This is a genomic window from Chromobacterium fluminis, from assembly GCF_011602385.1.
Lineage (GTDB): Bacteria > Pseudomonadota > Gammaproteobacteria > Burkholderiales > Chromobacteriaceae > Chromobacterium > Chromobacterium fluminis.
Genome location: NZ_JAAOMA010000013.1, coordinates 72,021 through 84,322, shown reverse-complemented (window position 1 = coordinate 84,322; position 12,302 = coordinate 72,021). Strand labels below are relative to the sequence as shown.

Below are 12,302 nucleotides of genomic sequence, written 5' to 3'. Positions count from 1 at the left end.
CCACCCCTAAATAGGTCAACAACTGTCCTACAACTGGCAGCAATGCCAATAAAATCAAACAACAATAACGTAGGCAGGCCACTACATCGGCAACCTTGACACACACGAAGCGGCTGCTCCCTCCACCGGACCGGCGCCGGCATTGTTTCATTGCGAACTTGCCGTGTTGTTATCAAAACGCTCTCAAATACAGGTAGGAACTTCTCAATGCAGTCGAAAAAACTCACAGGGCTGATCCTCATCGGCCTGGTGCTGGGCATCATCACTGGCTATCTCTACCGCGAGAACGCCGCCAATGAAGCCGACATCCAAGCCTTCGCCAGCAATATCTCCATTCTGACCGACATCTTCCTGCGCCTGATCAAGATGATCATCGCGCCCTTGGTGGTTTCCACCCTGGTGGTAGGCATCGCCAAGATGGGCGACGCCAAGACCGTCGGCCGCATCGGCGGCAAAACCATGTTGTGGTTCATCAGCGCCTCGCTGATGTCGCTGACGCTGGGCCTGATCATGGTCAACCTGCTCAAGCCGGGCGTGGCCCTTGGCCTGCCGCTGCCGGACAGCCACGCCACCAGCGGCATCCAGGTCGGCGCGCTGTCGGTGAAGGACTTCATCACCCACGCCATCCCCAAGAGCGTGTTTGAAGCGATGGCCACCAACGAGATTCTGCAGATCGTGGTGTTCTCGGTATTCTTCGGTTGCGCGATGGCGGCCTTGGGCGAACGCGCCAAGCTGCTGATCGACACCATCGACGTGGTGGCCCACGTGATGCTGAAAGTGACCAGCTACGTGATGCTGTTCGCGCCGCTGGCCGTGTTTGGCGCCATCGCCGCCACCGTGGCCAAGGAAGGCCTGAGCATCCTCGCCACCTACGGCAAGTTCATGGCGGAGTTCTACCTGTCCATCGGCATCCTGTGGGGCCTGCTGATCCTGATCGGGGGCCTGTTCATCGGCACCCGCGTGCTCAAGCTGATGGGCATGATGCGCGAACCGCTGCTGCTGTCCTTCACCACCGCCAGTTCCGAAGCCGCTTACCCCAAGACCCTGGAACAGCTGGAGCGCTTCGGCTGCTCCAACAAGATCGCCAGCTTCGTGCTGCCGATGGGCTACTCCTTCAATCTGGACGGCTCGATGATGTACTGCACCTTCGCCGTCATCTTCATTGCCCAGGCTTACGGCATTGATCTGACGCTGGCGCAGGAAATCTCCATGCTGCTGATCCTGATGCTCACCTCCAAGGGCATGGCCGGCGTGCCGCGCGCCTCACTGGTGGTGATCGCCGCCACCCTGGCTCAGTTCAACATTCCGGAAGCCGGCCTGCTGCTCTTGCTGGGCATCGACCACTTCCTGGACATGGGCCGCTCCGCCACCAATGTGGTGGGCAACTCCATCGCCACCGCGGTGGTGGCCAAGTGGGAAGGCGAGCTGAAAAAACACTGAGCATGGTCTGCTCCGTTGAACTCGCCGCCCCTCCGGGCGGCGTTTTTTATCGCTCATCGCAGCAAGGCTATTGACAGCTAAACCCTTGCCCAATAGAATGCCCCACTCTGAGTCGGAGAGGTGGCAGAGTGGTCGAATGTACCTGACTCGAAATCAGGCGTACGTGCGAGCGTACCGAGGGTTCGAATCCCTCCCTCTCCGCCAGAAACCCAGATGAATCAAGGCGCTGCCGCAAACAGCGCCTTTTTTCTTGTCTGCGTTTCCTCTTCAGTCAGGGACACCTGTGACAGATTTGTACCGCTGTCGATCAGGCTGTCGATACTCTCCACATGCTCGCGCAGATGCTCCGGCGCAAGGTGTGCATACCGCTTCACCATCTCGATCGAGTGCCATCCGCCCAGCTCCTGGATGATGTGCAACGGCACCCCAGCTTGAACCAGCCAACTCGCCCAAGTGTGTCTCAAGTCGTGGAAACGGAAATTGTTGATCCCCGCACGCTTAAGCGCATTCTTGAACCCCGTCGCGGCCTTCTGTTTCAGCTTTGACCCACGGTAAGTAAACACATACTTCGGATGCTTCCCTACCTGGGCAACCAAAACTTCCAACGCTGTTGCGTTCAACGGCATCCCGATGGCCTCGCCGGCCTTTGCTTGGTCCGGGTGAATCCATGCCATTTTATTGACCAGATTGACCTGCGACCACTCCAAGCCGATGATGTTGGCGTGACGGAATCCAGTAGCGAGAGCAAATTGCACTATGGACCTCAAGTGCGGGGCGAGCTCGGATAGCAGCCGGGCTGCCTCGCTTTTCTTAAGCCACCGAATCCGGCTCTTGGCTTCCTTGCGCTTCTTAAAGACCGGAGCTTTCGGAATCCACTCCCACTCGTTCGCAGCCAGCCTGAATAAAGCAGACGCAAACGCCAGATACCGGTTCTTTGTCGAATCGCTGACCGGCTTGCCGGTTTCCCAGCGATGGCCAATCGACACACCCCGCACATGAACCAGCTTTGAGACCGCATCCATTACCTCGTCACGCTTGATCGAGCGCAACTCACGGCCGCGGAAGTAGCCGGTGAAGTACTTGATCTTCGTGACGTCGTCGGACAAGCTCTTCTTGCTGTCCTTCTCACGCAAGTAGCGGACGCACGCTTCATCCCAGGTGTAAGCCGGCGTCTCGCCCAACTGCTCGACCCGCCAGCGCTCCGACTTCAATTTGTCGTAGAGTTCCTGGGCTTGCGTCCTGTCACGCGTGCCAAGAGATTGTCTAACTCTGCTTCCGCCTGGCGTTGCGAAATCGCACCACCAAGTCTTTCCTCTTTGATAGATCGGCATACTGCTCCTTTCTCTTCGCCGACCTGTGCCTCCTGCCGGCCTTCATTCTGGTCCGCCCGGAGGTAGCTCACAAGATCAGATTTCAAAAACACCCATGCACGGCCAACTTTGCGACCGTGTAACTTCTGTTTCCGCGCCAGCTGATATACCGTGTCTTCGCAGCAATGAAGGAACACGGCAGCCTGGCCAATGCCCATCGTCGATTCGTCCATGCCCATGCCCATATAAAGAAGAAGGGCCACCCTCGGGCAGCCCTCAAAACACAATCTCCGGCGGTGACCAATCCCCGCCCCACTCCGCCGTTTTGTCCGGCAGCCACTCGCTACGGGTGCAGCTCGTACCAGGCGTAGGCTCAGGCGGCTCCGGGCCCAGGTAGATGACCTCGGCGCCGCGCCGCTGGATGTAGCGGTATATGGGCGGCGCCGGCGGCGCGGTTGTCACGCCGACTCCGGCGGATGCCGCGTGCACGGCCAGCGAAGCGAGCCACCCGATGGGCAGGTGCAGCGCGGTGGCGCCATCACGGCGTCGATGGCCGCGTCGAATTCCGCTGCTGTTGGAATGGCATCATGGCCGCGTTCCCCGCATACTCGTTCCCCAAGCTCATACATCGCCTCGCCCATCGGGTTGTTTTCCAGCTCGCCAGATACCAGCCCATCGCGCATAGCGCGATACCGCGCCGCGTCCTTTTCCTGAGAAACTATGCGCTGGCCCAGCTCCCGACGAACCTGCGTGACCGTACTGTCTCGCGACGTCTGCGCTTCCTGCGCGGCCAGTTGAGCCTCGCGACGTGCTTCGTGTGCTTGCGCCAACTCAGCGATCAGTGCAAGGACCATAGCGGGGTTGGCTGCGGCGATGAAGGACATGTCCGCCGGTGAGGCCGCGCCGTTGGCCACGACGTCACCATCTATGCACCCGCGGCTTGCGGAGGTTGTGCCCACGCGGCGCCATCCGTTGCTGGTCTGGTTTTCCCACGGCCCGGGCGTCGCCGCGCGCGCCAGGCTGGTCAGCTCTGCCAGTTGTTCCTTGGTGATCATGCTGCCGCTCCTCTCTTAATGGGTGCCCACCACCCGCGCCGGCACCGGCCGGTGTAACCGCATTCGCTGCAGCCAGAACCGGTTCCGTAATAGCTGTCGCGCCCCTCGTAGCATCCGCTGCAGGCCTGGCTCCAGGTCGCGGACTCGCAAACCTCGCCGTCGATAATCGCGTAAGCCTTCCTACGATCCAGCCGCCGGCCCGCAATCCGGTCTGCTTCTTCGAAGGTGCTTGGGTGGTCGTCATGCTTGATGAACCCGTTCTCCGTCGTGGTGCTGAAGCGCTTGATTACGCTGCCGGCCATCACTCGCCCCCTTTCGCCTCTGCCGCCAGGCGCGTGGCGGCCGCGCGGATTGCTGCGCCGATGTCGATGCCGTCGTACTCGCACTCATCCCACTGCTGTGCGATCTGCTCGACGATCTGAGTCGCGTCGATAGCCGGCGCCTGCTGTTCGACCTGGGCCGACGCCGGCGCTGGGCCTGTGAGGATGTAATCAACGAACAGCATGTCGCCCAGGCCGTCGCGCCCGTCGTAGTCATCTTCAACGGCGACTTGCTGAGTCGTCCCGTGGACTACGCCCCAGCACACATTCTCGACGCCTTCGTCCCATCCATCGCCAGCCGCGTCGCGGTACGCGTCGATGGATTCCTGCGCAAAACTCATGGCCTCGGCTTCGGTGTTGAACTGTTCAAATCCCGTGTCTGGGTCGTAAGCAAAGTACGACAGCCGGCCGGCCGGCGCCTGCTGAACTATCAAGGAATCCTTGACGGTTGCCGGCGGCGCGGTGGCGACCATGGCATCAAGCATTCGCTGAGGCAGGCCGTCGACACCGTTCGCCCGAACCAGCACTTTCACCGCGGCGCGATGCATGTCCTCGGTAATCGGCGACTTCACGAGGGCCCAACCCTCCGGAACGGCCGGATAGTTGGGCGCCGGCTGGGCGCTGGTGGCTGCGGCCTCGGCGGCGGCGATGGCAGAGCGAACCTTGGCCACATACTCGGCCGGCAGAAGCGGCAGCATGTCGTCTGCCAGTATCGAGCGCGCTACATCGAGCAGCTGCTTTTCCAGTTCAGTCATGTCCACGCTCCAATCTGGTCCTGTTGACCTGCTTGATGGCTCCTTGATTCACGCCTCGGCCATCCGGAACCGCTTCAAACAACTGGACCTTTGCGGCTGCGTACTTGCGTCCGGCGCCAAGGCCAAGAGCGTTTATCAAGTACAGCGCGCGGTTGGCTCCGGCCATATCGGTATGGTCGCCATCCACTAATTTCGGGCTGCCATACTGGTCCAGTTCGGCAAGCCACCACTGCGTGGATATCGGGGCCGTGGATTCGACTGGCCTTGCACCAGCCGCTTCAGCCAACACCGACGGATCGGCGCCGCGCTGGTGCAGCATCATCGCTAAATTGGCCACGTCCTCGAAGTTGCCGGCGTTGTCTTTGCCGATGTGGCCGACGAGCAGCTGCGCCAGGAACTCGACAGAGCATTTCGCCGGGTCGTCCCAGCCGGTGCGGCCCTTGGCGCGCGCGTCCGCGAGCTTGGCCTTCATCGCCAAGGCGAAACGGTCGACTGCCAGGTCATCGGGGTGCTGTTTTGCAGCTATGGCGGCAAATGTGTGCTGCTCCGGGTTAATGTGTGCAATCGCTGCCTTGGACACCAACGAGCTGCGATCGAACGTCTCGCACATATGGTCAGCAGGAGACCTGCTGCAGTCATGGTTGAGCGTGCACCGATCAAGATCTGCTTGAGTGGCTTGACGAAGAGTCAAGGTTTCCCCGTGCGCCACGTCGTACCACCATCCGCGTTGCCCTTCCGGAATGTCGCGCTCCATCTGAGCGCGTGTCTTAAGCTGCGCGCGGTACACCTGCGCCATCTGGACATCCGGCGTATCGGTTTCCTTCTCCAGCGCGTCGATCAGTTCGTCGGTCAGCTCGCCGGCGCGGTCTGCTGCGATAACAGCGCGCGCCGCGTCGATCAGGTTCTGTTGCATTCTGCCTCCCTCTCTTCCTTGTCGTTTTGCGCCTTGAGCGCTGCAAGAGCGATTGTGAAATGCTCCGGGCCTTGGCCGTCGCCATCACCGCCGTATAGAGCGATGCGGACCACGTCCAGCGCCAGCTTGATTGCCCAAGTTTCAAACCCTTCTTCTGTGAGCAGAGCACCAAGGGTGCACAGCTCCTCCTCCGCGACTTCAAGGGCTTGCTGCATCATCACGATGGTTTGGATCACCGGCTTGGCTTCGGCGTTTTTGACAATGTGCTGGGCTTGGTCCCAGGCAACGTACATCTCGGGGGTGATCGGTCCAGCGTGCTGAGCCGAAACCATCGCCTTGCAGGCGTGCAGCATGGTCCCGTATGCAATTGCGACGGACGTCGGCGGCGTGTTGGGCTTGGAGTTCTGTTGCATTGTCATTCCATCACCTCCGCGTCTACTTCCAGGTTGCGAACCTGGTATTTGATGGCAGCCTCTGCATCCGGATCGCAGGTTTTTTCCCACTCAGCCTTGCCGACCCCCTCAACAAAACGCGGGTCAGATTGGTCAGCAAACTGAGAGGCGACATATTTGAAAATACCGTCTTGACTTCCGCCTACATCGAACATGAAGCTCTCGAATTCAGCGATAGATTCGGGCGTCAGGTGTTCGTCAGCAATGTCCAGTTCGACTTCAAATGTCATGGTGACTTCGACTGTTTTCTTCATTTGCGCTCACCTCTCAACTCGTTTGAACGAAATTCGCCACACATATGGGTTCGCATCCCAGCTGCCGGCGCCGTATAGCTTCTCCCATAACTGCTCGAACCACCCACGGGCAGTGCCATTGGGGTGATCTACCGGGCCGCCCTCTGCCACAGCATCCGCCTCGCTGATATCCTGCAACCGCTCAACACGGACGTCGGTTATCTCCAGCATCAAGCGGCAGGCAGCCCGCGGCATGTGGATCGATGGATGCCACAGCGAACGGGGCTCGCCGCCACCATCGTCGTCGTCTGACCATTCATTCGGGCCATCAGCGGCATAGATGACGTGGCCGGAGTAGTAGCCATTGCCGAATGGCATCTCGCTGATTGCCGTGGCCGGCCGGTTTGGGGTCCACTTAACCCTATTGCCGTGCCTGTCCCACGAGTGGCTGATGACGCCCCACGTCTCCCGCACCCAAAGCCGGTCGCCGGGCTCCCCGTAGGGGCAGATGATGGGGCGGCCATGTTCGTCCTCCCAACCGGCGCGGCCGGCAACCACTATCGGATTCCAGCGGACAAGCGACGGTGCACCTTTCACAACCCGCCGCGTCTGGGTCTTTGCATCCGCCAGGACTTTTCGAACCATGGCGCCGGTGTACAGCATCGGGCGTTCTTTCATGCTCACTCCCAATAAGTAAGGGCCGCCGCGGCGACCCATCGAATTACCATCCGGCCATCTCGATAGCCGGTGTGGACCCGGCGGCCGGTCATGCCGAGCGCTGCGCCATCAGGCCGCGCGCCTCCCTCAACACATCCGGGTAGTAATCGACATGGCCGCACGGGTTGGTCCAGTTGTGGACGCTGTAAAACCAGCCCTCTTCGCAGTAGCGCTGCATGGCCGGCTTGCCGCGCGGGCCGCCGCATTTCGGGCAGGCGCTGGATATCGTCACGGTCACGACGTTGAGGCTGTGGTTGTGGTCGCGCTCGCTGACGATCACTTGCATGGTCTGCTTGGCGTTAAAAAGCCCACTTGCGTGGGCTTCGTTGATCGCGGCCAGGGCGGCGCCGGTATCGGGTATCAGTTCCAGGTGTTGCATGGCGTTTTCCTTCAAATAGGTTTCAGCCTCCCGATAGCAATGACATCTGCTAAATTTGCCTCTCGTTAACTTTTGTCGGAGTTGCTATGGATGATCGGGAGCCTTACAGGCAAAAACTGAAAAGGGAGGGTCCAGAGGGATTAAGGCGCTGGATCTCTCAAAATCAAAACCATGAAAGCGCAGTGATTGCCCAAGAAGTTCTGTGGGAATTTCAATGCGCTGAGGAGGCAGAGAGAAAGAGAGAGACGGCTGAGTCGATAGCGGCAGCACAAGATTCGGCCAGACACGCGAGAACCTCTGCCTTCTGGACCATGATGGCTGCTTTGGCTACGGCGGCAGCGGCACTTCTGAGTGTCGCAGATAATCATTGGTTTGGATGATCGCCCCGACAAACGTCGGATAGATCGCCGAGATCATGCGCTCACCTTCTTGTATATCTTGAGCTGCCGCTCCCTGCGCACGATCTGCAACAGCCCGGCGTTGACAGCATCGGTACAGATCAGCCGCGCAGACTCGATGCTGAGACAGAGCAATTTGGCGACGTCAGCGCTCGTGAACTCGCCCCTGGGCATGTCCTCGACGCGATGCTCCACCCGATCCAGCGAGTACCGCGCGCCGGCGGGGCGCTTCTTCTTCGGCTCAGGCCGATAGAAGAGATGCGCGAGCCCGGGGACGACGCGCGGATCGCTCTTGATGTCGGGGTACATCACGCCGCGGCCTGTACGAGATCGATCACGTTGCTGCGGGACTCGGTCGGCAGCAGCGCGACATGCAACGCGGCTTCCAACTCGATGACACGGCGGTCGCGCGCTTCGAGCTGGCGCTCCAGCAGTTCGACACGCTCGGCCTCGGCGCGCAAGCCTTCGATCTCGACGCCCTGGTCGGCCAACTGGCGCTGTTGCTGGCGCACCTCCAGCTCCAGAGCCTGGCGGAGCTTTGCATTCCACTCCACCGCCTTCTGCGAATCATTTCTCTGCTCTTCAAGAATGATCGCCCGCGCCTTCAGTGCGCGATGCGCGGTCGTCAGCCGCTCCAAGCGGCCGGCCAGTTCTTGGGGCTCTGCCGGGATGGCGATAGCGATGATGGTCATGTTGTGGTCCTCAGCGGGCGCCCACGGCGCCCGGGTGTGATTCGGTGATTACGCGGCAGCCGCGGTGTCTGCGTCGTTGCTGCTATTGGCGTCCAACTGCTCCAGCGTGCCGCCGGCGTCAAGCCAGGCCTGAACCCAAGCCGGCTTACGGCCGCGGCCGGTCCACGTCAGGCGGGAATCGTCCGGATGCTGGTAGCGCACCGCCGGGCTCGTGGTAGCGGCCGGCGCATCGGGTTCCGGGCCGTCCCCGCCGTTCGGCTCTGCCTGATCGCCGCCGGCCAGCTCCTTGTGGAACTCCTTCCAGCCTTTGACCCATTCGATGCACAGCGCGCCGGACATGATCGGGCAATCGCTCTCCGGCTTGCCGGAGAGCGCCGCGTCGTAGCCGTCATCGAAGGCTTTGTCGAGCTGTTCTTCCGTCGGCGTTTCATCGCCCGGCGCCGGCAACTGCGGCGCGTCGGATACGAACTCCGCGTCGACTACATCGCCGCCGAAGATGTCGTCCATGCCGCCGCCGTCGTTGTCGTGGTACTCGTGTCCGAGGTCCATCGCGCGCTGGTCCGGTTCGCCGACGATCTCGTCCATGCCGCCGAGGTTTTCGTCGGCGTTGGCCACCACCAGCAAGCAAGTCTTGCCTGTGGCGCGCATCAGATCCACGACGCCGGCGGCGTTCTGATTAACTTTAAACTGGACCTTCACGCCGTCCTTGCTGACGAACTGCTCAAGATGGGCGGGCACGGTGACGCGGCCTTCCGAGCTAAGCAGGTGGATGGCCATTTTGACGTTCGACTCCACGCGCTTGCGCATACGCTCGATCACGTCGTCCTGCTTGGCCTGGCTGAGCTTCTGCCAGACATCCGGCAGCAGCTTCACTTCAGCCACCAGCGCGCTGAGCAGGTCTTTACCGATTGTGTCGGAGGTCATCGCGCGGAAGTCTTTGTTGTCTTGCATGGGGTGATCCTTTCAGATTGAGGAGGCAATGCGTTCAAGGTGATGGCGCTGCAGACTGCTGATGTGCATGCCCATGCCATACTGCTTCAGCCGTGCATGCATGGTTTCGATGAAGTCGCGGTCCCAATCGCTGTGGGCGTTGGTTTCCGCGTCTGAGAGAAGGTCTCGCAGCCGGTCGGGCGTATAGAGCGAGCTTGCCGGCCGCGTGGAGATGACGCGGCTCATGGCCTACGCCGCTTTGCGGTGTTTCAGAATCCCGAAGTACACGTCGCGGCAGCCGGCGACATCCACCATGGCATTGTGCGCGCCGTCCAACTTGCGGCCGGTGAAGAACTCGAAGGCCTCGCCCAGGTTCGGCGGCTTGGCGTTTTTCTTGCCGGCGGCCAGCATCTTCTCGGTCGGCGGCAAGTTGACGATCTTGGTGCTGTTCGAGCATGTGCAGAACGCCGAGCCCTCTTTCCAGTCATCGGCCACGGCCTCGCCATACACGCGCATCAGCTCGATGCGGACCATGCGCATATCGAACGATTCGTTGTGACCGACGCGGATATCCGCACGGCTCCACAGCCCCAAGAACAGGTCCATAACCTGGCCGAGCGCGACGCCGAAGGCTTCGCAGAGCTCGGTGGTAATGCCGGTCAGCTCGGCGACATCGTCCGGGATGACCCAGCCGTCCGGCTTGATCAGCAGATTCATGCCGGCAAGAACAAGGCCGCTGTCCTCGTCGACCAGCTCGGCAGCGATCTGGGTAATGTGGGGCTGGGACAGGTCTTCGGACGGCAGATTCCACTGCGGCAGTCCAGTCGTCTCGGTGTCGTAGAACAGAATGGGTTTCATGGGTTTTCCTTTGGTAATCATGGTCAGAAAGGTCAGGCGGCTTTCGCGAGATCCTGGCCGGCGACCTCGCCGTCCTGAATCCAGATGGCTTGGACGATCTCGTCGCTCTCCGGCGCCGCTTTCAGCGCTCCGAAGACCAGCGCGGTGTCGATCTGGTCGTCCAGGCCTTCAAGCAGGTCCAGCAGTTGGCCGCGGCCGGCCATGCTCAGCACGTCGAACCGGTCAAGCAGCACAATGCGCAGTCCGCTCATGATCGACAGCGCCAGCGCAATAACGCAGTCCGCGCGCCACTGCTCAGACTCGGACAGCAGGCCGTACAGACGTCCGTCGGCGCTGATGTCCATTTCGCGGCTGATCTGCACCCGCGACCAGCCAGCCATCTGCGAGAGCTCGAACAAGCGGTCGTTCACCGGGCGCAGCGCCTCGGCCAGAATTTCGGCCGGGATGCCGTCCGGAGCCATGGCGCTGGTCACCGCCGACCAGGCTTGAACGTCGGCGTGGTGCAGAGCGGCCTGCTTGGTGCGCTGGACCGCCTCGGCGGCTTCGCGGTGCTTCTCCAGCAGCCGCGCCAAGTCAGCGGCCAGTTGCTTGTGGCTGTCCTGCAACGAGTTGATCCGCTCGGCCAGCTGGCTTACCTCATGCTCGGATACCGGCGCCGCAGCTCCGTCGCTCAATGCTTTCAGCTGCGCCTCTGCGTCTTCTGCGATCTTCAGGTCGCGCTCATCGTTGGCCACCGCGCGGCTCATCATGTCCAGCGAATGCTGGAGATCCGGCAGGCGCGCCAGATCCTGAGCGCTCGGCGGGATACCGTCGTCGGCCAAGCTGCCATGCTCCGCTGAGTACTGATCCAGCACCTGGCCGGCGGCCTTCAAGTGCCCACGTTGTTCCGCATTCATGTCGCCAAAAGGAATGGCCATGGTCAGCGACACATTCAGCGCACGCGCCAGGTCATGAACAAGACCAACGCGCCGCACAGGGCCGGCGGTGATGGATTCCACTTGATCACGGACATTGGCCAGATCAAGCTGGTCTTGCTTCAGCTTGTTCCTGATGCGAGGGAGCATTGCCGCCAGCTCAGTCAGTTTGGCGGCCTGGCGCTGCCGGTCATCCTGCTGCTGCTTGCGAGCCCGCAACTCGCCCAGGCTCTGCTGGCACTGGCCGATTTCATCCTGAACCGCCTGTGCGGCTGACTTGGCCCGCTGGATTTCCGCATCCGGCACTTCCACCGCGTCGACGCTCCAGTCCTCGGCTTTCTTGTCGCCGTACACCTCGCCCGTCACCCCTTTCCATGCGCCGCGCGCTTCGGTTGCGCGCCGCTTTGCGTCGGCCTCGGCCGCCGGAAACCCCGCGCCCACCACCGGCAGCACCGCGTCTATATAGCGCTGCTCCACGCCGCGTTCGAGCAAGCGCTGCTCCACGCCGCGTTCGTCCACGCCGCAACCGGTCAAGGCAAACAGCGCGGAGCGCCGCGCATCCGGATCTGCAGCTGCGAATGCCGCCGGGTTCAGAGCGAACGGCAGCGCAGCGCGGAAGCTTTCCGAGTCCTCAAGCGCGCCGCCGCCAGCGAAGACGACCTTGCCGTCCGGCAGTTTCAGCGTGGCGACGCGGCCGTCGTCAAACTCGACGCTTACCGACGCCCCCTTCTGACCTTCCATCACCAGTTGGCCAAAGTCCTTTTTCTTGGCCACCCGCGACGGCAGGCCGGACAGCGCCATCGCGATGGCGTCTCGCAGCGAGCTTTTGCCCGCGCCGTTGTCGCCGGCGATCAGCGCGATGCGGCTGGAAAGAGAAAGGCCCGCGTGTCGCAGGCCTTGGAAGTTTTTCGCGATAATCGCGTTGATTTTCATGTC

The 12,302-nt window shown here is 61.5% G+C and carries 16 protein-coding genes and 1 tRNA gene; 2 read left to right on the top strand and 15 right to left on the bottom strand.

The annotated features are described in order from the left end of the window. Positions 1 to 207 precede the first annotated feature (207 nt). Positions 208 to 1,440, top strand: coding sequence for a dicarboxylate/amino acid:cation symporter (locus tag HA052_RS11200; protein WP_166452009.1), 1,233 nt, complete (start codon positions 208 to 210; stop codon positions 1,438 to 1,440). 114 nt (positions 1,441 to 1,554) lie between these two features. Next, a tRNA-Ser gene (locus HA052_RS11195) sits at positions 1,555 to 1,644 on the top strand. 14 nt (positions 1,645 to 1,658) lie between these two features. Here HA052_RS11195 and HA052_RS11190 read toward each other — a convergent pair. The 15 genes from HA052_RS11190 to HA052_RS11125 all read right to left on the bottom strand — a co-directional run bounded on the left by HA052_RS11190 (position 1,659) and on the right by HA052_RS11125 (position 12,299). Beyond that, on the bottom strand, positions 1,659 to 2,765 hold the full coding sequence (locus HA052_RS11190) for a tyrosine-type recombinase/integrase (RefSeq protein WP_369598568.1): 1,107 nt from the start codon (positions 2,763 to 2,765) through the stop codon (positions 1,659 to 1,661). Continuing rightward, positions 2,648 to 2,968, bottom strand: a complete 321-nt coding sequence (locus HA052_RS28245; protein WP_369598567.1) for a helix-turn-helix domain-containing protein — start codon at positions 2,966 to 2,968, stop codon at positions 2,648 to 2,650. Before HA052_RS28245 ends, HA052_RS11190 begins: the two co-directional genes overlap by 118 nt. 240 nt (positions 2,969 to 3,208) lie before the next feature. Further along, a complete protein-coding gene (locus tag HA052_RS11185; RefSeq protein ID WP_166452007.1) occupies positions 3,209 to 3,805 on the bottom strand; it encodes an ead/Ea22-like family protein in 597 nt (198 codons plus the stop codon). 301 nt (positions 3,806 to 4,106) lie between these two features. Beyond that, positions 4,107 to 4,880 carry a hypothetical protein gene (locus tag HA052_RS11180; protein ID WP_166452006.1) on the bottom strand — a complete coding sequence of 258 codons (774 nt, stop codon included), beginning with the start codon at positions 4,878 to 4,880 and terminating at the stop codon, positions 4,107 to 4,109. Beyond that, complete coding sequence (locus tag HA052_RS27370) at positions 4,873 to 5,793, bottom strand: hypothetical protein (RefSeq protein ID WP_206118868.1); 921 nt, start codon at positions 5,791 to 5,793, stop codon at positions 4,873 to 4,875. Before HA052_RS27370 ends, HA052_RS11180 begins: the two co-directional genes overlap by 8 nt. Further along, positions 5,778 to 6,206, bottom strand: coding sequence for a hypothetical protein (locus HA052_RS11170; protein ID WP_166452005.1), 429 nt, complete (start codon positions 6,204 to 6,206; stop codon positions 5,778 to 5,780). The genes HA052_RS27370 and HA052_RS11170 overlap by 16 nt, the downstream gene beginning before the upstream one ends. A 2-nt stretch (positions 6,207 to 6,208) precedes the next feature. Then, positions 6,209 to 6,499 (bottom strand): hypothetical protein, encoded by a 291-nt coding sequence (locus HA052_RS11165; protein WP_166452004.1) that lies wholly within the window; start codon positions 6,497 to 6,499, stop codon positions 6,209 to 6,211. A gap of 6 nt (positions 6,500 to 6,505) precedes the next feature. After that, positions 6,506 to 7,156, bottom strand: a complete 651-nt coding sequence (locus HA052_RS11160) for an ASCH domain-containing protein (protein WP_166452003.1) — start codon at positions 7,154 to 7,156, stop codon at positions 6,506 to 6,508. A gap of 88 nt (positions 7,157 to 7,244) precedes the next feature. Continuing rightward, positions 7,245 to 7,574, bottom strand: a complete 330-nt coding sequence (locus HA052_RS11155) for a hypothetical protein (protein ID WP_166452002.1) — start codon at positions 7,572 to 7,574, stop codon at positions 7,245 to 7,247. A gap of 413 nt (positions 7,575 to 7,987) precedes the next feature. Continuing rightward, on the bottom strand, positions 7,988 to 8,281 hold the full coding sequence (locus tag HA052_RS11150; protein WP_166452001.1) for a hypothetical protein: 294 nt from the start codon (positions 8,279 to 8,281) through the stop codon (positions 7,988 to 7,990). Further along, positions 8,281 to 8,664: a hypothetical protein gene (locus tag HA052_RS11145; protein ID WP_166452000.1), complete on the bottom strand. Its 384-nt coding sequence runs from the start codon at positions 8,662 to 8,664 to the stop codon at positions 8,281 to 8,283. Before HA052_RS11145 ends, HA052_RS11150 begins: the two co-directional genes overlap by 1 nt. A gap of 48 nt (positions 8,665 to 8,712) precedes the next feature. Next, on the bottom strand, positions 8,713 to 9,615 hold the full coding sequence (locus HA052_RS11140) for a ribosome modulation factor (protein ID WP_166451999.1): 903 nt from the start codon (positions 9,613 to 9,615) through the stop codon (positions 8,713 to 8,715). Between the two features lie 12 nt (positions 9,616 to 9,627). Further along, positions 9,628 to 9,840, bottom strand: a complete 213-nt coding sequence (locus HA052_RS11135; protein ID WP_166451928.1) for a hypothetical protein — start codon at positions 9,838 to 9,840, stop codon at positions 9,628 to 9,630. A gap of 3 nt (positions 9,841 to 9,843) precedes the next feature. Further along, on the bottom strand, positions 9,844 to 10,452 hold the full coding sequence (locus tag HA052_RS11130; RefSeq protein ID WP_166451998.1) for a 3'-5' exonuclease: 609 nt from the start codon (positions 10,450 to 10,452) through the stop codon (positions 9,844 to 9,846). 32 nt (positions 10,453 to 10,484) lie between these two features. Next, positions 10,485 to 12,299: an AAA family ATPase gene (locus HA052_RS11125; protein ID WP_166451997.1), complete on the bottom strand. Its 1,815-nt coding sequence runs from the start codon at positions 12,297 to 12,299 to the stop codon at positions 10,485 to 10,487. Positions 12,300 to 12,302: the final 3 nt, after the last annotated feature.